Annotated in this window: 21 protein-coding genes and 1 pseudogene; 12 read left to right on the top strand and 10 right to left on the bottom strand. The window is 67.9% G+C overall.

All coding sequences use genetic code 11. The features are described from left to right. Nucleotides 1–235: 235 nt before the first annotated feature. Together AC1DXI_RS19600 and AC1DXI_RS19605 are read left to right on the top strand one after the other, a co-directional pair. Nucleotides 236–700 (top strand): MarR family winged helix-turn-helix transcriptional regulator, encoded by a 465-nt coding sequence (locus AC1DXI_RS19600; RefSeq protein WP_018775412.1) that lies wholly within the window; start codon nucleotides 236–238, stop codon nucleotides 698–700. Between the two features lie 38 nt (nucleotides 701–738). Then, a complete protein-coding gene (locus AC1DXI_RS19605; protein ID WP_476939983.1) occupies nucleotides 739–1,965 on the top strand; it encodes an MFS transporter in 1,227 nt (408 codons plus the stop codon). Between the two features lie 119 nt (nucleotides 1,966–2,084). On the opposite strand, the gene AC1DXI_RS19610 is transcribed toward AC1DXI_RS19605, so the two are convergent. The 3 genes from AC1DXI_RS19610 to rraA all read right to left on the bottom strand — a co-directional run bounded on the left by AC1DXI_RS19610 (nucleotide 2,085) and on the right by rraA (nucleotide 6,001). After that, nucleotides 2,085–3,560: a sugar porter family MFS transporter gene (locus AC1DXI_RS19610; RefSeq protein WP_476939984.1), complete on the bottom strand. Its 1,476-nt coding sequence runs from the start codon at nucleotides 3,558–3,560 to the stop codon at nucleotides 2,085–2,087. Nucleotides 3,561–3,762: 202 nt separating this feature from the next. Further along, on the bottom strand, nucleotides 3,763–5,421 hold the full coding sequence (locus tag AC1DXI_RS19615) for an MDR family MFS transporter (protein ID WP_476939985.1): 1,659 nt from the start codon (nucleotides 5,419–5,421) through the stop codon (nucleotides 3,763–3,765). Nucleotides 5,422–5,524: 103 nt separating this feature from the next. After that, nucleotides 5,525–6,001: a ribonuclease E activity regulator RraA gene (rraA, locus tag AC1DXI_RS19620; RefSeq protein WP_476939986.1), complete on the bottom strand. Its 477-nt coding sequence runs from the start codon at nucleotides 5,999–6,001 to the stop codon at nucleotides 5,525–5,527. A 155-nt stretch (nucleotides 6,002–6,156) separates the two neighbouring features. Here rraA and AC1DXI_RS19625 point away from each other — a divergent pair, with 155 nt between their 5' ends. The 6 genes from AC1DXI_RS19625 to AC1DXI_RS19650 all read left to right on the top strand — a co-directional run bounded on the left by AC1DXI_RS19625 (nucleotide 6,157) and on the right by AC1DXI_RS19650 (nucleotide 11,791). Then, on the top strand, nucleotides 6,157–7,422 hold the full coding sequence (locus AC1DXI_RS19625) for an MFS transporter (RefSeq protein WP_476939987.1): 1,266 nt from the start codon (nucleotides 6,157–6,159) through the stop codon (nucleotides 7,420–7,422). A gap of 181 nt (nucleotides 7,423–7,603) precedes the next feature. Further along, a complete protein-coding gene (locus tag AC1DXI_RS19630) occupies nucleotides 7,604–8,161 on the top strand; it encodes a TetR/AcrR family transcriptional regulator (RefSeq protein WP_476939988.1) in 558 nt (185 codons plus the stop codon). A gap of 303 nt (nucleotides 8,162–8,464) precedes the next feature. Next, nucleotides 8,465–9,658, top strand: a complete 1,194-nt coding sequence (locus tag AC1DXI_RS19635; protein WP_476940005.1) for an NAD(P)-dependent malic enzyme — start codon at nucleotides 8,465–8,467, stop codon at nucleotides 9,656–9,658. Nucleotides 9,659–9,769: 111 nt separating this feature from the next. Continuing rightward, on the top strand, nucleotides 9,770–10,270 hold the full coding sequence (locus AC1DXI_RS19640) for a DUF456 domain-containing protein (RefSeq protein WP_476939989.1): 501 nt from the start codon (nucleotides 9,770–9,772) through the stop codon (nucleotides 10,268–10,270). Nucleotides 10,271–10,303: 33 nt separating this feature from the next. After that, on the top strand, nucleotides 10,304–11,353 hold the full coding sequence (locus AC1DXI_RS19645) for a hypothetical protein (RefSeq protein WP_476939990.1): 1,050 nt from the start codon (nucleotides 10,304–10,306) through the stop codon (nucleotides 11,351–11,353). 81 nt (nucleotides 11,354–11,434) lie between these two features. Next, entirely contained in the window at nucleotides 11,435–11,791 is a 357-nt protein-coding gene (locus tag AC1DXI_RS19650; RefSeq protein WP_026266765.1) for a nuclear transport factor 2 family protein, read from the top strand. 21 nt (nucleotides 11,792–11,812) lie between these two features. Here the strand turns inward: AC1DXI_RS19650 and AC1DXI_RS19655 are convergent, their stop codons facing one another. Next, complete coding sequence (locus AC1DXI_RS19655) at nucleotides 11,813–12,475, bottom strand: LysE family translocator (protein WP_018775424.1); 663 nt, start codon at nucleotides 12,473–12,475, stop codon at nucleotides 11,813–11,815. Nucleotides 12,476–12,592: 117 nt separating this feature from the next. On the opposite strand from AC1DXI_RS19655, the gene AC1DXI_RS19660 reads away from it, so the two are divergent. After that, nucleotides 12,593–13,048 (top strand): Lrp/AsnC family transcriptional regulator, encoded by a 456-nt coding sequence (locus tag AC1DXI_RS19660; protein WP_079555658.1) that lies wholly within the window; start codon nucleotides 12,593–12,595, stop codon nucleotides 13,046–13,048. 14 nt (nucleotides 13,049–13,062) lie between these two features. Here AC1DXI_RS19660 and AC1DXI_RS19665 read toward each other — a convergent pair whose 3' ends face one another. Further along, the gene (locus AC1DXI_RS19665) at nucleotides 13,063–13,521 is read right to left on the bottom strand and encodes an Lrp/AsnC family transcriptional regulator (protein WP_026266767.1); all 459 of its coding nucleotides are present in this window, start codon (nucleotides 13,519–13,521) and stop codon (nucleotides 13,063–13,065) included. A 332-nt stretch (nucleotides 13,522–13,853) separates the two neighbouring features. On the opposite strand from AC1DXI_RS19665, the gene gluQRS reads away from it, so the two are divergent. From gluQRS to AC1DXI_RS19680, 3 genes and pseudogenes are all read left to right on the top strand, one after another. Further along, nucleotides 13,854–14,789, top strand: coding sequence for a tRNA glutamyl-Q(34) synthetase GluQRS (gene gluQRS, locus AC1DXI_RS19670; RefSeq protein ID WP_476939991.1), 936 nt, complete (start codon nucleotides 13,854–13,856; stop codon nucleotides 14,787–14,789). 9 nt (nucleotides 14,790–14,798) lie between these two features. Next, a pseudogene (locus AC1DXI_RS19675) lies at nucleotides 14,799–15,386 on the top strand (HD domain-containing protein); the annotation flags it as partial. A 119-nt stretch (nucleotides 15,387–15,505) separates the two neighbouring features. Continuing rightward, nucleotides 15,506–16,507 (top strand): NADP-dependent oxidoreductase, encoded by a 1,002-nt coding sequence (locus tag AC1DXI_RS19680; RefSeq protein WP_476939992.1) that lies wholly within the window; start codon nucleotides 15,506–15,508, stop codon nucleotides 16,505–16,507. Here AC1DXI_RS19680 and AC1DXI_RS19685 read toward each other — a convergent pair. The 5 genes from AC1DXI_RS19685 to AC1DXI_RS19705 form a co-directional block, all read right to left on the bottom strand. After that, nucleotides 16,497–17,120 carry a transmembrane-type terpene cyclase gene (locus AC1DXI_RS19685; protein WP_476939993.1) on the bottom strand — a complete coding sequence of 208 codons (624 nt, stop codon included), beginning with the start codon at nucleotides 17,118–17,120 and terminating at the stop codon, nucleotides 16,497–16,499. The genes AC1DXI_RS19680 and AC1DXI_RS19685 overlap by 11 nt on opposite strands. 92 nt (nucleotides 17,121–17,212) lie before the next feature. Continuing rightward, complete coding sequence (locus AC1DXI_RS19690) at nucleotides 17,213–18,529, bottom strand: ATP-binding protein (protein ID WP_476939994.1); 1,317 nt, start codon at nucleotides 18,527–18,529, stop codon at nucleotides 17,213–17,215. 94 nt (nucleotides 18,530–18,623) lie between these two features. Further along, nucleotides 18,624–20,138: an amino acid permease gene (locus tag AC1DXI_RS19695; RefSeq protein WP_476939995.1), complete on the bottom strand. Its 1,515-nt coding sequence runs from the start codon at nucleotides 20,136–20,138 to the stop codon at nucleotides 18,624–18,626. Between the two features lie 27 nt (nucleotides 20,139–20,165). Then, nucleotides 20,166–21,581, bottom strand: a complete 1,416-nt coding sequence (locus AC1DXI_RS19700) for an aspartate ammonia-lyase (protein WP_476939996.1) — start codon at nucleotides 21,579–21,581, stop codon at nucleotides 20,166–20,168. A gap of 8 nt (nucleotides 21,582–21,589) precedes the next feature. Beyond that, nucleotides 21,590–22,636, bottom strand: a complete 1,047-nt coding sequence (locus AC1DXI_RS19705; RefSeq protein WP_476939997.1) for an asparaginase — start codon at nucleotides 22,634–22,636, stop codon at nucleotides 21,590–21,592. Nucleotides 22,637–22,708 lie beyond the last annotated feature (72 nt).

Below are 22,708 nucleotides of genomic sequence, written 5' to 3' on the forward strand. Positions count from 1 at the left end.
ATGTCGCCACCAAATGCCGGATCTTGATATCGGGGTGCATTTTGCTCATGACCCGAGCAAAACCGGTCCGAGTGTCCACGATGTCCTGAGACACACTGTCCACGATGTCTTGAGACAGAAACGTCCATTAAGTCATGAGACTCCACAGCTGCCATTCGCCGGTTTTAACGACCAAGAGTGATAGAGCAACGGGGCTCTTGACCATTAGGAAGCCTAACTGTTAGGCTACCTAACTATGAACGCCAGTGAACCGGCCGACCCCGGGCTCCTCGCTCTCGCCGAGGACTTCCGCGAGGCCCTCCGCCACAGCATCTATCTCGTCCGCCGCCTGGACGCCGACGGCGAACTCAGTGCCGCCCAGCTCAGCATGCTCAAGATGCTGATGGACGCCGGACCCGCCGCGGGCGGCGTAAGGGTGGGCGAAATCGCCCGGAACCTCGGCGTCAAGGTGCCCAGCGCCACCGAGCAGATCATCAAGCTCGAGCGCGCAGGCCTCGCCCGGCGGGAACCGGACCCCGACGACTCCCGCGCCGTCCGGGTCACCCTCACGGACGCCGGCCTCGCCGCCGTCGCATCCGCCAATGAGCGCCGCAACACCGTCATGGCCGGTGTCCTCTCGTCCCTTTCGGACGAAGACCGGGCCGCCCTCGCGGCCGCCCTCCCGGTCATCGGCAGGATCAACGCGACGCTCCTGGCCTGATCTTCACCCAACAATTCCAATCACTTAGGAGTGCCCCCATGCACGGCCCCCCCGCCGACACCCTGCCGGCCGCGGAAGTAACCCTCGAGGCCGAGAAGGCCTCACTGCTCAAACAGCCCAAGGCGGTGTGGGCGACGGCCCTCGCGGCGGTGTTCGCCTTCATGGGGATCGGGCTGGTGGACCCCATCCTGCCGGCGATCGCCAAGAACCTGGACGCCTCGCCGAGCCAGGTGTCGCTGCTCTTCACGAGCTATTTCCTGGTGACGGCCGTCGCCATGCTGATCACCGGCTACGTCTCCTCCCGGATCGGCGGGAAACGGACGCTGCTGATCGGGCTCGCGGTCATCGTCGTGTTCGCCTCCCTGTCCGGCACGTCGGGCAGCGTGGCTGAGCTCATCGGTTTCCGCGCCGGCTGGGGGCTGGGCAACGCCCTGTTCATGGCCACGGCGCTGGCCGTGATTGTCGGCGTCGCAAGCGGCGGCGCCGGCACGGCGATCATCCTGTACGAGGCCGCCCTCGGCCTGGGCATTTCCCTCGGCCCGCTCCTGGGTGCATTGCTTGGCGGCTGGCAGTGGCGCGCCCCGTTCTTCGGCACGGCCGGGCTGATGGCGTCCGCGTTCATCGCGCTCATTGCCCTGCTGCCCAAGACTCCGCTGCCCGAGCGGAAAGTCCGCCTCCGGGATCCGCTGCTGGCCCTGGGGCACAAGGGACTGCGGACGACGGCGGCCAGCGGCCTGTTCTACAACTACGGCTTCTTCACCGTCCTCGCCTTCACGCCCTTCATCCTCGGCATGGACGCCTACGGGATCGGCGGGGTGTTCTTCGGCTGGGGTGTGGCCGTCGCGGTCTTCTCGGTCTTTGCCGCCCCCGTACTGCAGAACCGCTTCGGAGCGGTGCGGGTCCTCTCCGGCACCCTGGTCCTGCTGATGCTCGACCTCGTGGGACTGGGCCTGGCCGCCGGGCACTCGGTGCCCGCCGTCGTCGTCCTCGTGGTCATTTCCGGGGCGCTCCTGGGCATCAACAACACCATCTACACGGAGCTGGCCATGGGCGTGTCCGATTCGCCGCGGCCGGTGGCCTCGGCCGGCTACAACTTCGTGCGCTGGATGGGCGGCGCCCTGGCGCCGTTTGCCGCCGCGCAGCTGGGCGAACACTTCGGCCCGCAGGTGCCCTTCTTCGCCGGTGCGCTGGCCATGGTGGCGGCCATTGCGGTGGTCTTCGGCGGACGCCGCTACCTGGCGGCGCACGAGCCGCACGTGCTCTAGCCACGCCCGGCTTCGCGCCGAGCCCGTCGAGGCCACAAAGAACGCCCATGTTTCCGCGGAAACATGGGCGTTCTCTGTCACCTCGCCGAGTGCAACGCTGACGTCACGCCGGCGCCGGCTCAGGCCCTGGCGGACTCTTTCGCGGATTCCTTGGCGGCTTCCTTTGCGGATCCCTTGGGAACGAACAGGGTTTCGGCCTGCTCCAGGGACATGCCGTTGGTCTCCGGCACCTTGAACATGACGAAGAAGAACGACGCCGCCGCGAACAGCGCGTACATGGCGTACGTCAGCGGCAGGGAGGCCGCCGCCATGACCGGGAAGCTCAGGGTGATGGCGAAGTTGGCGATCCACTGCGCGGCCGCGGCCAGGCCCAGGGCGCGGGCGCGGATCCGGGACGGGAAGATCTCCCCCAGCAGTACCCAGACCAGCGGGCCCCAGGAGGCGCCGAAGCTGATGACGAAGACATTGGCGGCCACCAGGGCGGCCGGGCCCCACGCCCCGGGCAGCGAAATTGCATCGCCGCTTCCGGTGGCGGATCCGAAGGCGAGGGCCATGGTGCCCAGTGAGACGGCCATGCCGATGGAACCTGCGAGCATGATGGGCCGCCGGCCGATCCGGTCCACGAGGGCGATCGCCACGAGCGTGACCAGGATGTTGGTGACCGCGGTGGCCACGGAGATCGTCAGGGAGTCTTTTTCCTGGAAACCGACAGCCTTCCACAGGGTGGTGGAGTAGTAGAAGATCACGTTGATGCCGACGAACTGCTGCAGCACCGACAGGATGATGCCGATCCACACCACGGGCTGCAGTCCGAAGGCCTTGCCGCGCAGGGACCCCTTCTGGCCTGCGACCTTGTCCTCCTCGATGGCGGTCTTGATGTCGCGCAGGTGGCGGTCCGTGTCCTCGTCCGGGGCGATAGACCGGAAGACCTTGAGGGCTTCCTCGTCCTTGCCCTGGAACACCAGGAACCGCGGCGATTCGGGCAGGGTGAAGGCGATCCAGCCGTAGACGACCGCGGGGACGGCGGCGGCCATGAACATCCAGCGCCAGGCTTCCAAACCAAACCACAGGGCCTGGTCCGCGCCGCCGGCCGACGTCGCGAACACGGCGTCGGAGAGCAGGGCGGCGAAGATGCCGGTGGTGATCGCCAGCTGCTGCAGCGAGGCCAAGCGGCCGCGGACGTGGCGGGGGGAGATTTCGGAAATGTAGGCCGGCGCGATCACCGAGGCCAGGCCGATGCCGAGCCCGCCCACCAGGCGCCAGAAGATCAGGTCCCAGACGCCGAACGCGAATCCGGTGCCGATGGCGCTGACGAGGAACAGCAGCGCACCGAGCTTCATGGCCGGGACCCGGCCATAGCGGTCGGCAATCTTGCCGGCCAGGTAGGCGCCTGCCGCGCAGCCGAGAAGGGCCACGGCGACGGCGAAGCCGGTCACGGCCTCGCTGAGGGCGAACTCGTCCTTGATCGCGTCGACGGCTCCGTTGACGACGGAGGAGTCAAAGCCGAAGAGGAAGCCGCCGACGGCGCCCGCTACGGCCAGCCAAATGACCCTTTTCGGGATCTTGGCGGCGGTCTGGTCATGGGTGGTGGTCATACGGCTCCCTTGGCAGTTCGCGGTCCACGGCCTTCGCCGCAACTACCCAGTCTTACACCCGACCCGGCGTGCCCCCTGTCACAACCACCGGAAAGTGAGACGAAACATACACTTCGCAGCTGCTGCGGCTGGGGGCAGACGACGACGGCAGGCAGTCCGGAAGACTACCTGCCGTGTTCGTGTTCCAGCCCTTGGGGCCGCCCTAGTGGGCGGCGGCCACGGCGCCCTCCCGGGCGACCGTCTTCGGGTCCGTGAGTTTCTTGTTCGGCAGGGCGAACGTGATCAGGAAGGCGATGCCGGTGAGCACAGCGGCTGTGAGCATGACGGCGTCGATCGACTGCGCGAACCCCTCGGTGATGGGGCGAGTCAGTGTCGCGTTGGCGGTGTGCAGCCAGCTGGTGTCGTTGAGCGAATCGTTGCTGGCACCGTTATTGAAGAACTCGTAGAGCTTGGCGTTGGCAGGGTCGGCCGCCACTGCCGGATCCTTGAGCACCTTGAGGTAGTCAGCATTCTGCGCGGCGTCCTTCATGCCCGTGGCGATCTTGTCCGCCGCGAGGCTGAAAAGCATCGAGATGAACACGGCCGTGCCAACCGCGCCGCCCATGGAGCGGAAGAACGCGGCAGAGGACGTACCCACGCCCATGTCCTTCGAAGGCACGGAGACCTGCATGGCCAGCGTCAGCGGCTGCATGCAGAAGCCCAGTCCCAGGCCGAAGAACACGGCGATGGCGCCCGGGACCCACAGCGGCGTGTCCACGCCGAGGGAGAGGCCCATGACGACGGCGGCCGCCGTCAGTGTTGCGGTGCCCAGGATCGGGAAAATCCGGTAGGTGCCCGAGGCTGAGATGGTCCGGCCCGCCGTGACGGAGCCGGTGAGGATGCCTACGGTGAAGGTGATCATCATCAGGCCGGCCTCGGTGGGGGTCAGGCCCTTGACCAGCTGCAGGTACATCGGCAGCATCGCGATGGCGCCGAACATGCCGATGCCGATGATGAAGTTCAGCAGCGAGGACAGGCCGAAGGTGACGTTCTGGAACAGCCGGAGCGGGATCAGCGCGTAGTCGGCGGCATGCCGTTCGGCCAGCAGGAACGCGATAATGCCCACGACGCCCAGTCCGTAGCAGAGGTAGGAGTTCGCGGAGCTCCAGCCCCAGGTGCGGCCCTGTTCGGCCACGAGGAGGAGCGGCACAATGGCCAGCGTGATGGCCGCGGCGCCCCAGTAATCGATCTTCTGCTTCACGTGCTTGGCGGGGAGGTGCAGGTACATGAACACCACCGTGAGGGCCGCGAGGCCGATCGGGATGTTGATCAGGAACACCCAGCGCCAGCCGTCGATCCCGAGGATGGTTTCGGTGCCTGCGAAGGCGCCGCCGATCACCGGACCCAGGACGGAGGAGATGCCGAAGACCGACATGAAGTAGCCCTGGTACTTGGCCCGGTCCTTGAGCGGCACGATGTCGCCGATGATGGTCAGGGCGAGGGCCAGGAGGCCGCCGGCGCCCATGCCCTGGATGCCGCGGGCAATGGCGAGCTCGGTCATCGAGTGGACCGAGCCGGCGTAGAGCGAACCGGCGAGGAAGATCACGATGGCGATGAGATACAGCGGGCGGCGCCCGAAGATGTCGCTGAGCTTGCCGTAGAGCGGCGTGCTCACCGTGGAGGTGATGAGGTAGGCGGTGGTGGCCCAGGCCTGCAGGGAGAGGCCGTCGAGGTCGTTGGCGATCGTATAGATCGAGGTGGACACGATCGTCTGGTCGAGTGAAGACAGGAACATGCCGAGCATGAGTCCCACCATGACGGTGATGGTCTGACGGTGGGTCAGGACCTCTCCCGCGGCGCGCGCGGAGGTGGTTTTGGACATGACTGCTCCAAGGTGAAGTGTGGGGATCAAGCGGATAGTTGCTTTCAGTAACTATGTTACTGGCTGAATTGTTCCCGCCACTACCTCGGGGCGAAGAAAGTCCTTAGCGTTCGACCAGGATCCCGTCCGGATCGCACCAGATCATCGCACCGGGGCGGATGGCCACGCCGTCGATCTCCAGGGGAACGTCGATTGCCCCTGCGCCGTCCTTGGCGCTCTTGCGCGGGTTGCTGCCCAGTGCCTTGACCCCGAGCGGCAGCCCCGCGATGGCGAGCCGGTCCCGGATGGCGCCGTTGATGACGACGCCGGCCCAGCCGTTCGCGACGGCGCTCGCCGCGATCATGTCCCCCATCAGCGCCGTGCGGAGGGAGCCGGCGCCGTCGACCACCAGCACGGAGCCGTGGCCCGGAGTGGCCAGCACGGACTTGACCAGCGCGTTGTCCTCAAAACACCGAATGGTCCGGACCGGCCCGCTGAAGTGCGTGTGCCCGCCCAGGGACTGGAACTGCACCGACACGGACTCCAACTCCCCGCCGCGCTCATCGTAAAGGTCTGCAGTATTGAGGGCGGAAGCGTTCACAGTGACTCCTTGGGTAATAACCGGATGACCTGGCCGAGCGGGTTGGCAGCGTGTTTCATGACCGAGACTCGCACATTGCACCCAGATCTGCCGAGTCCCGGTAGTCTGGCTGCGCACTGATTACATATGCCTGATCATCAGTTCCAGGGGGAGCCATGAGCATGTCCGATACCACCGCGCCGGCGCTCGCCGAACCCGAACGCCGCGTCACCCCTGTCTGGACGGCAGGAGTGGTATTGGTCAACGTCGGCATCAACGCGGCGTTCTTCGGCCCGCTCCAGGTGCTCCTCGGCCAACAGGCGGCAGCCTTCAGCGAACCGGACAAGGAAGCCATCCTCGCCCTCGTGACGGGTGCGGGCGCGGCCGTGTCCCTGGTCGCCAACCCCCTCTTCGGCGCCTTCAGTGACCTGACCACGGCGCGCCGGGGCCGGCGGGTGCCGTGGGTGCTCTTCGGCGCGGTCCTGGGTGCCGCGGCCCTGATTGCGCTGGCGGGCGCCCCGGGCGTCGCCGCCATGACGCTGCTCTGGTGCCTCGTCCAGGCCGGCTGCAACGGCGCCTACGCGGCCATCACGGCAGCCATCCCGGACCGCGTGCCCGTGCCCCAGCGCGGCACCGTCGGCGGACTGGCGGCCATGGGCCAGACAGCGGGAATCCTGGCAGGGGCGGTGATCGCCGCCGCCGTCGCCGGAAACTTCGCCGCGGGGTACGTTGTCTGCGCGGTGGCGCTGCTCGCCGGCGTCGTGCTCTATTACTTCAAGAACGACGACGTTCCGCTGCCTGCGCAGGCCCGTCCGCCGTTCAGCCTGGGCGGCTTTATGCGGGGCTTTTGGATTTCCCCGGCCCGCTACCCGGATTTTGCCTGGGCCTGGCTGACGCGGCTCCTGGTGAACATCGGCAACCACATGGTCACCCTCTATCTGCTGTTCTTCCTCAACGACGCCGTCCGGGTCCGCGAAACCCAGGGCATCGAGCCCGCGTTTGGTGTCCTGATCCTCACGGGCCTGTATGCGGTCATGGTGATCATCACCAGCGTGGTCGGGGGCCGGCTGAGCGACCGGCTGGGCCGCCGGAAGCCGCTGGTCATCATCTCCTCCGCGGTGATCGCCGCGGCCTCCCTCATTCTTGCGTTCGCTCCCACCTGGCCGGGTGCGCTGATCGGCGCGTCCGTGCTCGGCGTCGGCTTCGGCTGTTATCTGGCGGTGGACTTTGCCCTCATTACCCAGGTGCTGCCCACGGCCCTGAACCGGGGCAAGGATCTTGGCGTCATCAACATCGCCAACTCGCTGCCGCAAGTGCTCGCCCCGCTGATCGCCTACCCCTTTGTTGCCTTCTGGGGTGGCTATGTTGCGCTGTATGTGGCGGCCGCCGTGATTGGGCTTCTGGGCGCCGTGTTCGTGGTGAAGATCAAGGGAGTGGACTGAGCCGCCCGGGTTCCGTTCAGGGGCATCCGGGGCCCCGGTCCACTCGCTGGGCGCCCGGATTCGTGGCGTATAGTGGACGGCAATTGCCGCGGCAGCGCGGTGGGCGGATCGCGCCCGGCTGCCGAGAAAAACGACCCCCGGAACGCTGCTGATGCCTGATTTTCACTCAGATCTTCCACCGATGGCCCCTCCACCCACTCTGCCCCGGCAGCGGCTCCGTTACATGCGGATCCTTGACGTTGCCGCGGGGTTTGCCCGCAAAGGCCTGGACTCCGTGGTCCTGTCCGAGGTGGCGGCCAAGGCGGACGTGCCACTGGGGACGCTGTACCGCTACTTCCCGTCGGCCACCCAGCTGGTCCTGGCGCTCTACCGCAAGCAACTGGGCGAACTGCTCGCGGGGAGCTCGCCCGCGGCGGGCAAGGTCGCGGCCCAGGCCCTCGCGGGAGTGGTGATGGAGATCTTCCATATGCGCCTGATGCAGCCCGCCGTGGAGCAGTCCCTCAACCGGGCGGTCTACGTCAAGGACAACGACACCACGCGGCTGCTGCGCGAGATCGATGCCACGGCCGAGAAGGCTGTGACGGCGGCGTGCGGCGACCCGGCAGTGGCCCGGGTCCTGCTGCTGACGGTCACGGGCCTGGTCCAGGCCGTCCGCTGCCGCCGGCTGTCGCTCTTCGAAGCGGAGGAAGACCTGAAGAAGGCCTGTTCCCTCCTGCAACGAGCCCCGCAGGCCGCGTAACTGGTCTAGACCAGTGGTCCGGAATATGCCCTCCCGCACGTGATCCGGGTCACATATTCTGGAGAAGAAACGTTTCACCACGGCACGGTAACGCTCCGCGCCGGCGTAACGGGTGCGATGCCCTGTTTACCATTGCTGGACCGGATGCCGGCTGACGCCAGCAAACCGGGGCAACACCGGCGACCGCCACCTTTGGTCGCCGCCGCCCCTGCCAGACCAACTTGAGCATCCTTGCTTGAGCTTCCATGAGCCGTGCGCCCACGGTGAGCCCCAGGAGACAACGACGTGTCCACTGAAACGATCATTCCCGCCGATTCCACCTCCCCGGCTGAGGCAGTAGCCGTGCTCAGCGACGAGGAGATCTTCGCATCCCACGAGGGCGGCAAGCTGTCGATTTCCAGCACCGTCCCGCTCGCCAGCAAGCGCGACCTCTCCATCGCCTACACCCCTGGTGTCGCCCAGGTCAGCCGCGCCATCCACGCCAACCCGGAGCTCGCCAAGACGCTCACGTGGGCCCAGCGCCTCGTGGTGGTGGTCAGCGACGGCACGGCCGTGCTGGGGCTGGGCAACATCGGCGCCAGCGCCTCGCTGCCCGTGATGGAGGGCAAGTCCGCGCTGTTCAAGGCCTTCGGCGAACTCGACTCCATCCCGCTGGTCCTCAACACCACCGACGTCGACGAAATCATCGAGACACTTGTCCGGCTGCGCCCCAGCTTCGGCGCCGTCAACCTCGAGGACATCGCCGCGCCCCGCTGCTTCGAACTCGAGGAGAAACTCATCGAGGCGCTGGACTGCCCGGTCATGCACGATGACCAGCACGGCACCGCCGTCGTGGTTCTCGCCGCCCTGACCAACGCCGCCAAGGTGACCGGCCGGACCCTCGACAGCCTGCGCGTGGTGGTCTCCGGCGCCGGAGCCGCCGGGATCGCCGTCGCCGAAATCCTGCTGACCGCCGGGATCGGCGACGTCGTCCTCCTTGACTCCCGCGGCACCATCAGCAAGGACCGCGCGGACATCGCGGCCGATCCGGCCAGCAAGAAGGCCCAGCTCGCCGCCCGCAGCAACCCGCGGGGCGTGACCGGCGGCCCGGGGGAGGCGCTGCTCGGCGCCGACGTGTTCGTCGGCGTCTCCTCTGCCAAGCTGGACGAGGAGCACCTCAAGCTGATGAACCACAGCTCGATCGTGTTCGCCCTGTCCAACCCGGACCCTGAAGTCCTGCCCGAGGTTGCGAGCAAGTACGCGGCCGTGGTCGCCACCGGACGCAGCGACTTCCCGAACCAGATCAACAACGTCCTGGCCTTCCCCGGCATCTTCCGCGGCGCCCTCGACGCCGGCGCGCGCCGGATCACGCCGGCCATGAAGCTCGCCGCGGCCCGGGCCATCGCGGAACTGGCCGAGGAAGACCTTTCCGCGGACTACATCGTGCCCAGCCCGCTGGATCCGCGCGTGGCGCCGGCCGTCTCCGCCGCGGTCGCCGCGGCGGTGGCCGCCGAGTAGCCGGACCGCGTCAGAAGGCATCCGAAACCGGACCACGACGGCGACGCTTCCCTTAGGGGAGCGTCGCCGCGTTTCTCCTGGCAGCGTCCGTTCCCCGCCTAGACTGGGGCGATGAATCCCGAGATTGTCGTGACAGTGCTCTGCGGCCTCGCCATCGTGGTGGGCGTTGCCGGGACGATCATTCCCGTTTTGCCCGGCAGCATCCTGATCGGGGCGAGCCTGCTTGCCTGGGCCCTGTGGGGCGGCGCCGGGACCACCGGTTGGGTGGTCTTCGGGATCGGGATGATGTTCGTTCTGGCCGGCATGGCCGCCAGTGCCGTCCTGACCGGCCGGAAGCTCAAGGAACACAGCATCCCCAGCCGTTCCGTGGTGGTGGGCCTCGTGCTGGGCGTGGCCGGCATGTTCGTCATCCCCGTTGTGGGGCTCTTTGTGGGTTTCGCCGCCGGACTCCTGCTCAGCGAGCTGCAGCGCACCCGCGTGTTCGGCACTGCGGTGGCCTCGAGCTGGGCCGCGCTGAAGGCCACGGGCCTGGGCATGATCGTGGAATTCGGCCTCGCCTGCCTCGCAGCGAGCACCTGGGTGATCGGCCTCTGGGTCGCCTCGGCCGCCTAGCAGCGGCCTGCCGGAGCCTACTACCATGGGGGAATGAGCGCCGGACTTGGCGAATCCGCCCCCCAAATCCACAACGACCAGATTCCCGCTGGCCGGCTTGCTGACGGACAAAGTCCCGACGGCCAGCGCAGGCCGTACACGGACACCCGCGACCTGACGCCGTTCCGCAAGGTTGTGGTCCGGACACCCGTCCGCGGCCTGGCCGGGACCGTCGGCGGCGCGGTGGCCGGGCTCATGGCAGGCCGGGCCCCCGGGACGCTGGGCGCCGAAGGCGGGGTGCCCCGCCTGGGCAGGGTGGGGGGCCGGACGTCCGCCAAGAGAATGAAGGCCGTGCACTCCGCCGTCTTCGGCAGCACCGATCCTGACCGCCTGATTACCCTGGCCCGCGCCTACCCCGGCTGGGCAGGTGTCTGCTACCTCATGGCCGGGCTGCTGGCGTACGCCCACGGCGGGCATCTGCGCGCGTCCGAACTCCTGCAGCACGGCCTGAGACTGCGGAACGACGAGGACGCCAACCGCTACGCCGGCGTGTACCTGGCTGGCGTGGTCACCAGGGTGGAGGTGGCCGAACGGATCGAGGTTCCGGTGCTCTTCTCCGAGGAGGCCGTGTTCCTGGCCCTCTCGCATTCCCTGCGCGAGACCGGCCAGACGGAGGCGGCGCTCGCGGCGCTGGCCGGGCTGCCGCCGTCGTTGCCGCTCGCCCTGGCGCGCTGTTCGCTGGAGGCCGCGCTGGGACGCGACGTTGACGTGGTGGCAGAGACCGAAGGCCTGCTGAACGCGGACGATCTGTCCGCGGCGCTGCTGCTGGTGCGGGCCCGGTCCCTGCGCAGGCTCGGAGCCTACACCGCTTCCCGTGCGGCCCTGCAGGAAGTCCTGCGGCGCAGGAAGACCGACTTCACCCTCCGCAGTGACGCGCTGACGGACACCGCCCTGCTCCTCCTCGAGGCGGGCCGCAAAACCCTGGGTGGCCGGGACTGGCAGCGGCACAAACCGGCACAGCTGGAGGCCGTGAAAGCCATTCGCAAGGACGCCGAAATGCACGAACTCTGGGACCGCGAATACGGACGCGCTGACGACGACTGACATGCTTCCACGTCCGACTACGGCCAAATCCACGTATTCACTACTCTTGCGGGCCCCATGGGCGGGGAGTAAAAACGAGGCATGAGAGATGCGGTGGAGCGCTGGATGCAGCACTACATCACAGCGTGGACGACGAACGATCCGGAGGACATCCGGGCGCTGTTTACCGAGGACGCCATCTATGCGACCAGCCCCCAGGAAGCCGAACCGTGGCGGGGCCGGGACGATATCGTGGAGCACTGGCTTGCCGGGCGCGATGAGCCGGACGACTGGACGTTTGAGTGGAAGCTGCTGGGGGTCGACGGCGGCCGGGCATTTGTGCAGGGCCTGACGACATACCGCGGCAACAGCCGGAGCTATGACAACCTGTGGGTCATTCAGTTGACCGCGGACGGCCGCGCATCGTCCTTCACCGAGTGGTACATGCAGCGCAAGTAGCCCTGAGGCGGAGTCGCTCCCTCACGCACGGGCCATGGCTGCGCTGACGGCGGGCACGATCTGCTCGGCGAGCAGCAACGCGCCCAGGGCCAGCATGATGATCCCGCTGGCCAGCGTCACCTGGCGCGCTGCGCCCGGCCTGGCCTGCAGCAGTTTCCGCGCCAGGAGTGCCACGCAGCTGTAGATGACGCCCACGAGCAGGATGAAGGTCAGCCCGAGCAGTCCCGACTGGACCGGAACCGGCCATGCGGCGTCAGGGCTGACGAACTGCGGCACCAGGGCCACGAAGAACAGCAGGCCCTTGGGGTTGATCCCGCTGATGCCCATGCCCTGGAGGAAGACCCGGAACTGGCTCGCGGGTGCGGCAGTACCGGGAGTCGAGGTGCCGGTGCTGAAGCTGGCCCCGCGCCAGGACCGCACGGTGCTGAAGCCCAGCCACAGCAGGTAGAGGGCGCCCGCGGCCGTCAGCCAGCCCAGCACTCCGGGCATTCCGGCCAGCAGTGCCGCCAGTCCCAGCACCAGCAGCGCCGTGTGGAGGGCGTAGCCGCCGCAGAGCCCGGCGACGGCGGGCGCGAAGCTGCGCTGCCTGAGCCCGGCCGCGATCGAATAGGCCCAGTCGACGCCGGGGGTGCATGCCAGGGCGACGGCGACAACCAGGAAGGCGAGGAAAAGCTGGGGGTTCATGGCGGGCTCCAGGGGTGCGGCACCTCGTGGCGGGTACAAGGAAAACTCTAGGCAAATTCGGCCGGGAAGTGTTCGCTTATTTACCGAGGAATCGCCGATTGTGGGTAAGATAATTGCGTGATTGACGCTATTGACAGAAGTATTTTGCGTTACCTCAAGTCGGATGGCCGGATGACTGCCACGGCCCTGGCGGCCAAGGTGGGACTGACCGTGGCCCCGTGCCATCGCCGGCTGCGGGATCTGGAGGCCGCCGGGATCATCCGGGGCTACCGGGCGGACATTGATCCGGCTGCTGTGGGGCTCGGTTTCGAGGCGATCGTGTTCGTGACCCTGCGGCAGGTGGACCGCTCCACCATGGAGATCTTCGAAAGCCGGGTGGCCGGCAATCCCAACATCGTCGAGGCCCAGCGGCTCTTCGGGTCGCCGGATTACCTGCTCAAGGTCATCGCGGAGGACCTGCCGTCCTACCAGCGCTTCTACGACAGCGAACTGACCTCGCTGCCGGGCGTCGAGCGCCTGACGTCAACGCTGGTCATGAAGAACCTGAAGGCCAACGCCGGCCCGCCGGTCTAAACGAGGCCGCCGGCTCAGGCGCCGAGCAGCCCCGTGGTCCGGTAGGGAATGACCTCGCGCAGGAACATGCTCGTTGAGGTCCGGACGATTCCGGGGCACAGCCGGATTTCCTCGGACACGCGGTAGAGATCGTCCGGGCTCTTGGCCACCACCCGGATCAGGAGGTCGGTGTCGCCGGCCGGCGCGTGGCATTCGAGCACTTCCGGGATATTGCGCAGGGCGGCGATCGCTTCGTTGAGGTGGCTCTGGTCCAGTTCCGCGCTGACCGCGGCCGCCACGCCCCGGCCCAGGGCGGACGGCAGCACCCGGCTGCTGTTCGGGCGGAGCGCGCCCGACGCCGACATCCGCTCCAGGCGGGACTGGACGGTGCCGCGGGCCAAGCCCAGCTTCTGCGCCAGAACCATGACCGGTACGCGGGGATCGTCGTCCAGTGCGGCGAGGATCCGCCGGTCCGTCGCGTCGAGCTCCTGCAAAATGACCACTTCCTGTTCACTGTCCCGGCTGTAGTTGATCAGATTGGCTACTCCGGCGCCGGTCCATTGCACCAACTGTAGGTCTTCTGCTCAAATGGTGACAACAAGGGGACGGGGCCACCGCCACGATCCCGAAGGCTACGGACATCCCGGCACACCACCCGGACCCCGGACGAGGCTCCCGCAAGGAACCAGCCGCTGATTGACTCTTGTTCACGCATCGTCACTCCGCACAACGCACCCGCGGCAAGAGCCCCTGAGCCACCGACGTCGGATTTCCGAAGTCATCGGTAGCTGAGGGGCTCTTGTGCTGCTCCGCATAGGCTAGTCACATGACCTCAGCTGGCCGTTTTGCCCCCAGTCCCTCCGGCGAACTGCACGTGGGCAATCTCCGGACGGCCATCCTGGCGTGGCTTTTCGCCCGGTCCGGGGGCCGGCGGTTCCTGCTGCGGGTGGAAGACCTGGACCGTGCCCGGGCCGGCGCCGAGGCCGGGCAACTCCGTGACCTTGCGGCGGTCGGCGTGAGCTGGGACGGCGGCGTCGTGCGCCAGACGGACCGGGAGCACCTGTATGCCGGTGCGATCGCGGAGCTGACGGCGGCCGGCCTGACGTATGAGTGCTTCTGTACCCGCCGCGAAATCCAGGAAGCCCCCTCCGCGCCGCACGCTCCGCTGGGCGCCTACCCGGGAACCTGCCGGAACCTCAGCGGCGCCGAGCGCGAGGCCAAGCGGGCCGCCCGGCCGCCGGCTGTCCGGCTCCGCTCCACCGTGGCCGAGGTGACGGTGCGGGACGTGCTCCACGGCAGTTACACCGGGGTGGTCGACGACTTCGTGCTCCGGCGCAACGACGGCGTGACCGCCTACAACCTGGCCGTGGTGGTGGACGATGCCGCGCAGGGCATCGACCAAGTGGTCCGCGGGGACGACCTGCTGCCGTCCACGCCCCGGCAGGCATATCTGGCGTCACTGCTCAATATGCCTGTTCCGGAATATGCGCATGTGCCGCTGATACTGAACGCCGACGGCGCCCGGCTGGCCAAGCGCGATGGCGCCGTCACGCTCGCCGACCTGGCGCTGGCCGGGGTGGGCGCGGACCAGGTCCGGGACACGCTGCTGGCCTCCCTCGGCCTCCCGCCGGGTCGACTCGAAGAGGTGCTGGCCGCCTTTAACCCGGCCACCCTGCCGCGCGAACCCTGGGTGTGGCCCGGGGTGCCGGGAGCGCATTCGGGAACCGGCATACGGGCGGGGACGGACAGCCGCGGCGCGTAGGCTGGATTCATGACCGAGCCCGCACACCCTCAGCCCCGCTTCACTGTCGAGACAGCCAAGGTCCTGGCCGAGGTGGCCCACAACCGCCAGAAGGACAAGCTCAAGCGGCCATACCGGGAGCACGTGCTCGCCGTCGGGGACGCCCTGGCGGATTTCGACGACGACATCCGGATCGCCGGATACCTCCACGACATCGCCGAGGACACCCCCATGACGCGGCAGGCGCTGTTGGACATGGGTGTCTCCGAACGTGCCGCGAACATCATCGAACGGGTCACGAAACGCCTGCATGAGAACCCCGACGACTACCAGGCCGGCATCCGGTACATCGCCGAGGACCACGACGCCACGCTCGTGAAGATTGCCGACAACGCGCACAATTCGCTGCCCGAACGGGTCAAGGCGCTGGCCGAAAAGTGGCCGGACAAGCCCCCGGTCACCCGTTACGACGACGCCCGCCCGGTGCTCTACGCCGCCGTCCCTGTCGAGGAAACCCGGAAAATCCTGGCCCGGATCAATCCCTGGCTGTTGAACGAACTCGACGACATGCTCGACGAGGCGGACGACACGGACTACGAGTTCCTCTCCTACGACGCCCCGGAAGCAGACACGGCTGCAGACGCGGCAGCGGACACGGCTGTAGACGCGGCAGCAGACGCGGCAGCAGGAGGCGCGGCGGCTGCGCCCGGCGAAACCGGGTCCGCGCGGAACTAAACATGCGTGCCTACGTCCTCACGCGCTACGGCGGCCCGGATGCCATGGAACTCCGGGACGTTCCGGCTCCCCAGCCCGGCCCGGGTGACGTGCGGATCAAGGTCGCCGCGGCCGGGCTGAACCCGGTGGACTTCAAATTCCGCCGGGGCGCGCTCCGTCCCATCAGCCATGTCCGCCTGCCGATCGTTGCCGGCTGCGAACTCGCCGGGACGGTGGAGGCAATCGGACCTGGGCCCAACCGGTTTTCCATCGGCGACCGCGTCTACGCCCGGGTGGACAAGGCCAGGCTTGGAGCGTTCGCCGAACTGGTGTGCGTGCAGCAGGAATTGGTGGCCGCCATGCCGGCGTCGCTCGGATTCGCCGAAGCCGCGGGACTGCCGCTGGCCGGACTCACGGCGCTGCAGGCGCTCCGCGATGAACTCGGCGTGGGCCGCGGCACCCGGCTCTTCATCTCCGGCGGCGCCGGCGGGGTGGGAACGTTGGCCATCCAGCTCGCCAGGTATTTCGGGGCCCAGGTCACCACCACGGCATCGGCCCGCGGCGAGGCGCTGGTGCGCCGGCTGGGGGCGGACGCCGTCGTCGACTACCACCGGGAGGACTTCGCCGCGGTGCTGCACGGGTTCGATGCGGTCTTGGACCTGGTCGGCGGCGTGGCACTCAGGGATTCCTTCCGCATTCTTAGGCCCGGCGGCCGGGTGGTATCCATCGCCGGCGTTCCCGAGCCGCTCACCGCGACGAAAGACCTGGGCTCCCCGCCGATGATCACCGCCGCGTTCTGGCTCATGAGCATTGGCCTCCGCCGCCGCGCCCGCAAGGCGAAAGCCAGCTACCGCTACCTGTTCATGCACCCCGGCGGGGATGATCTGCGCACGCTGGCGGCCCTCGTCGACGCCGGCCACGTGCAGCCGGTCATGGACCGCACCTACCCGTTCGCGGAAATTGCGGAAGCCTTCGCCGCGCTCGAACAGGGCCACGCCAAGGGCAAGATCGTCGTCACCCTCTAGTGGCTCCCGGCTGCCGGGCCCGCCACAGCAGGCCGATGTACACCAGGTCAAAGACGCTGCAGAGCATCCCCACGCCCAGGATGAGGGGTGAGTTGCCGTACCAGCCCAGAGCGATCGTAGGCGCGAGTGTGCCGATCCACTTGGCCACGGCGATCAGCAGGGTCTGACCGCGTGAGCCGCCACGGGCGGCGAACATGGCGATGAACAACCCGGACATCAGCAGGTTCTGCAGGAACGCCGAATAGCGGGCAGCGTCGTCCCAGCCGAACTGGACGACGAACAGCAGCTGCACCGCGAAGGACGTGACACCGAGCAGAAGCGCCCAGCCGATGAACAGTCGCCGCGTCACCCAGCCCGGCAGCTCGGAACGGCCGAACTTCAGGAAGGTGTACACAATCACGACGTCGGCCAGTCCCCACGCGATATTGAAGACCCCCTGGGCGGTGATTCCCGTCACGATGGAGCGCGTGGCGTAGATGGCCTCCCAGGCGATATTCAGGGCCAGCGCGGCGGCCGGGATCGCGTAGCTCCGGTCCTTGAATCCGATCCGGATGGCATCGACGTAGACCACGGTCCAAGCCAGGCCGCTCACAATTGTGAGAAACAGGATCACGCCGCCCCCTCCGCTCATTGACTGCAACGCGGGGTCACTTAGCGCCCATCCAAGGCCCCAACATGGGCCATATCTGACCCCGTGTTGCTTTGCTACACCCGGCCCAGGGCGTCGATGTCCTCGAGGAACTGCTGGTGCACTTCGGCGCTGACCGTGGTCCGGGTGTCGCCGATCGCATCGAGGTAGTCCTGGGTGGAGGGACCCTTCCGGACCGCCTCGCGAACTGAGGCGCTGCCGCTGGACGCAGTGCCGCCGTCGTCGTACACCGCCTTTTCCAGCGCCCGCTGGGAGGCGCTGCGGGCCGCATACTCAATGTCCGCGGGGGAGAAGCCCTCGGTGCGGTCCACCAGGAGCTCGACGTCGACGTCGTCCACGACGGCAACGGGGATGAAGCGCTGCCACATGGCCTCGCGGGCCTGCCGGTCCGGCAGGCCGATCGGGATGACGTAATCGAACCGGCCATGGCGCAGGAACGCCGAATCCAGGGCGCGGATGAAGTTGGTGGCGCAGACCAGGAGCCGGCCGGGCTGTTCGCGGAAGGCGGGGATGATCTTCAGGAGCTCGTTCGTGACGCCCTGCAGGGGAGAGGGCGGTTCGCCCGAGCGTTGCGCGGCGATCTCCTCGACCTCGTCGATGAAGACCACAGCGTGCTCCAGTTCGGCGATTTCCAGGAACGTCTCGCGCAGCGCCCCGGCCAGTCCCTTCGGATCGGCGGCCAGCCGGGAGGGGAAGACCTCCACAAACGGCCATTCGAGCCGGGACGCGATCGCCTTGGCAAAGGTCGTCTTGCCGGTTCCGGGCGGGCCAAAGAGGACGACGGCCCGCGGCGGCACCACACCGTACTCGTCGGCGAGGTCAGCCTCGGCGAGCGGAAGGACCAGCCGGCGTTCCAGAAGCTCCTTTTCGAGGCGCATGCCGGCCACGTTCTCCCACAGGTCACGGGCCAGGATGCGGCCGCCCAGCAGGCTCAGGGGTTCCAGTTCCTGGCGCTGGACCGGGATTTTCCGTTCGAAGTAGCGCAGGTTCTTCTTCAGCGCGAAGCCGCGGCCCAGGAACGCCTCCACCCGGGTTTCGGATTCCGGCATCAGGGCCGAAAGTTTATTTAGCCCGTGCGGTGCCATGCGGTTCTCGACCGCGGCCAGCAACGAGGTGCCGATCCCGCGGCCCCGGAATTCGGGCAACGTGGCCAGGAAAACGATCCAGCCCTGGTCATGGGCGGCCCGTCCGACGGCGGCGCCCACCACCTGTTCGCCCTGCACCGCGACGACGGCGTGGTCCTTCTCGCACGAGGCCAGGACCTCCGAGAGCGCGTAGACGGGCTCGACATTTGATTCTTTGAGCGACTCCCAGAGGTGCAGGATGCCGTCGAGGTCGGCCGAATGGAAATCCCTGATTCGCCAATTGGTCATGAGCTGTCTCCCGGGTGGTTCGTCGCTGAGCCATGTTGAGTCTTCCGCTGAGCATATGCGAACCGCGTGCACGAGAGGTTGCGGGGACGTTGCGTTACGCGGAGGCGGCGATTTCCAGGATGCGGTGCCGGCAGAGGCGCCAGCCGAGCATCAGGAGCGGGACGATGACCACGAGGGAGGCGATGGTCCACGTTCCTACGGGCGAATCGAATGCCATGAGGACCAGCACCGCCAGGAGAAAGGCCAGGGTGACCCAGCCCGTCACGGGTGCGCCCGGCATGCGGAACGCGGGCCGAAGCAGTTCCCCGCGGGCTGCGAGACGGGCCAGCTGCATCTGGCACAGGACGATCATGGCCCACGTGCTGATGATGCCCAGCGATGCGACGTTCAGGACGATCTCGAAGGCCTCGGCCGGCACCAAGGCGTTCAGGATCACGCCCAGGACGGCCACGGCGGCCGTGAGGGCGATGCCGCCGTAGGGGACGCCGGACTTGTTCATCCGGGCCGCGAATTTCGGTGCTGAACCGGAAATGGACATCGAACGCATGATCCGTCCGGTGGAGTAGAGGCCCGCGTTGAGCGAGGACAGCGCCGCGGTGAGGACCACGAGGTTCATGATGGCGTCCACGCCGTCCACCCCGATGGAGCCGAAGAACGTCACGAAGGGGCTTTCGCCGGCCTTGTAGGAGCTGTAGGGCAGCAACAGGGAGAGCAGCACGAGCGAGCCGACGTAGAACACCGCGATGCGCACGATCACCGTGTTGATGGCCCGCGGCATGATCTTCTCGGGGTTTTCGGTCTCGCCGGCGGCGGTGCCGATCAGTTCGATCGAGGCGTAGGCGAACACGACGCCCTGCATCACCACGATGGCCGGCAGGAGGCCGTTGGGGAACATGCCGCCGTTGTCCGCGATGAGGCTGAAACCGACCTCCTGGCCGGCCACGGGCGTGCCGAAGATGACGAAATAGATGCCGACGAGCAGGAAGGACACGAGCGCCACGACCTTGATGAGCGCGAACCAGAATTCCAGCTCGCCGAACACCTTCACGCTGATCAGGTTCAGGCCCAGGACCAGGATCAGGGCGGCCAGCGCCCACACCCACTGCGGCACGTCCGCGATTGGCGCCCAGTACTTCTTGAAGAAGTTCATGTACAGCGCGACGGCGGTGATGTCCACAATCGCGGTCATGGCCCAGTTCAGCCAATACAGCCAGCCGGTGACGAATGCGGCCTTCTCGCCGAAGAATTCGCGGGCGTAGGAGACGAAGGAGCCCGAAGACGGCCGGTGCATCACGAGTTCGCCGAGAGCGCGCAGGATCATGAAGGCGAAGAACCCGCAGACGGCATAGCTGATGATCAGGGCCGGTCCCGCGGTGGCGAGCCGGCCGCCGGCACCCATGAACAGGCCGGTGCCGATGGCGCCGCCGATCGCGATCATCTGGACCTGCCGGGGTTTCAGGCCCTTGTGATAGCCCTGGTCTTCGGCGTGGAGCGCGGCCTCCGAGGCGTGGGCGTGTGCCGGAATGGTGTGGTCGGAGACCGTCTGCAACTGGGACTGCAGTTGTTCGGCGGGCTGATTTTGGGCGCGGGCAGTGTCAGGAGAAGTCATGGGGGTCCTTCGGGGTTCGGAGGTGCGCTACTTGCTCAGGTTGGCCAGGCGTTGCGGGCTGAGGAGGCTGGCGAGCTGCTCGGCGGTGAGCAGGCCGTGTTCGAGCACGAGTTCCGCGACGCCTTTGCCGGTGGCGAGGGCTTCCTGGGCGATGGCCGTGGCCGTGGCGTAGCCGAGTTGCGGGTTCAGGGCGGTGACGAGGCCGATGGATTGTTCCACGGTGAGGCGGAGGTGTTCGGTGTTGGCGGTGATGCCCCGGACGCAGCGGGCCGTGAGGGTGCGGCACGCGGCTTCCAGGTGGGAGATGCTCTTGTGGAGGCTGTGGACGATGATGGGTTCGAAGGCGTTGAGCTGGAGCTGGCCGGCCTCGGCGGCCATGGTGATGGTGACGTCGTTGCCGATCACCTCGTAGGCCACCTGGCTGACCACTTCCGGGATGACCGGGTTGATCTTGCCGGGCATGATCGAGGAGCCGGACTGCACCGCGGGGAGGTTGATCTCGCCGAAGCCGGCCCGCGGGCCGGAGGAGAGCAGCCGGAGGTCGTTGCAGATCTTGGAGAGTTTCACGGCGACGCGCTTGAGCACGCCGGAGAGGTGCACGAAGGCGCCGACGTCCTGCGTGGCCTCGATCAGGTCCACTGCGGTGATCAGCGGCAGGCCCGTGATCTCGGCCAGGTGCCGGCAGGCGGCCTCGGCGTACCCGGCGGGGGCGTTGAGGCCCGTGCCGATCGCGGTGGCGCCGAGGTTGATTTCGTGGATCAGCAGGTCGGCCTCGGCCAGGCGGAGCCGGTCCTCGCCGATCGTGACGGCGTAGGTGCCGAATTCCTGACCGAGCGTCATGGGGACGGCGTCCTGGAGCTGGGTGCGGCCCATCTTCACCACCGTGCGGAACTCGAGAGCTTTGGCGGCGAAGGCTTCTTCGAGTTCGGTGAGGGCCTGGAGCAGTTCCCGGGCCGCGAAGATCGTGCCGAGCTTGACCGCTGTGGGGTAGACGTCATTGGTGGACTGGCTGAGGTTGACGTGGTCGTTGGGGTGCAGCCGGGCGTAGTCGCCCTTCGGGTGCCCGAGGATTTCCAGGGCCCGGTTGGCGATGACCTCGTTGGCGTTCATGTTCGAGGAGGTCCCGGCGCCGCCCTGGATGACGTCGACGACGAACTGCTCGCTGAGCTTGCCGTTCATGACCTCGGTGCAGGCTTCCCCGATGGCGGCGGCACGCCCGGCGTCGAGCAGTCCGAGCTCGTGGTTGGTGCGGGCGGCGGCGAGTTTCACGGCGGCCAGCCCGCGGACCAGGTACATGTTGGAGGACAGCGGCTGGCCGGTGATGGGAAAGTTCTCCACGGCCCGTAGGGTGTGGACGCCCCAGTAGGCGTCGGCGGGAACATCCCGGTCGCCCAGGAGGTCGTGTTCGGAGCGGAATTCGGCGCGTTCGTCGAGCGAGGTCATGGCGGTCCTTAAAGGTCGTCGGAGGCGTGGGAAATCTTGGGGGCAGCGAGGAAATCGGTGGCCTGCAGCAGCCCGACGGGCCGGCCGCCGCCCAGCACAGGGGTAGCGGCGAGGCGCGCCAAGGGCGAGGTGTCGACGCCGAGCGCGGCCAGGACCCGGACGGTGACGGGCATCCGGGCGCGGTCTCCGCCGTCAGAGACCTTCCCGGCGAGGGCGCGGCCGTCCGGGAGGCCCACCAGCTGGACGCCCTCGAAGCCGTCCTTGGCAAGCAGGCCGGGGACCAGGCGCATCAGCGCGGTGACGTCCCGGTCCTCGCCCGCAACCATCTCGGGGTGGCGGCGCATGGCGCGGCCGACGGCGGCTTCCGCTTCGCCGGATCCGCCCGCGGCAGCCGCTGCCAGCTGACCGAAGGCGCGGGCCATTCCGCGCAGCGTGAGCGCGAAGAGCGGGGTGCCGCAGCCGTCAGTGGTGGTGCGCTGGGGGACCTCGCCGGTCAGGTCCGCCACGGTCCGGGCCACCAGCTGCTGCAGCGGGTGCCCCGGGTCCAGGTAGCCCTGGACCGGCCAGCCGTTGATGACGCAGGTGGCCGCCATGGCGGCATGCTTTCCGGAACAGTTCTGGGTCAGTTGGGTGGCCTGGCCGCCGCCGCCGAGCCAGTCTTCGCGCTCACGGGCGCCGTAGGGGAGGTCGGTGCTGTTCTCGAGGTCCGCGGGCGTCAGGCCGTGCAGGTTCAGGATGCGCCTGGCGCCGTCGCGGTGGCTGGCTGCGCCGGAATGGCTGGCGGCGGCGAGGGCGAGGAGTTCGTCCGGGAGGTCCAGCCCGGCGCGGACCATGGCGACGGCCTGCAGGGGCTTCAGGGCGGACCGCGGGTAGAACGGGGCGAGGGGCTCCCCGGCAGTCAGAAGGATCTGGCCGTCCGCTGCGGTGGCGATGACCGAGCCGTAGTGGACACTCTCGACCAGACCGTCCCGGGTCTGGACCGCCAGCGGGACGTGCTGCGGCAGCCGCTCCGGGGCCAGCGGGGTCGGGGTGTTGGCGAGAGCAGGGGAAGTCATTGCGTCCTTTGTCGGTGGAGATCGATGCGGCTGTGGTGGCTGGTCACTCTGTTGGTGCTGGCTTCGTTGGTG

This window comes from Arthrobacter sp. P1_H7 (assembly GCF_056405215.1).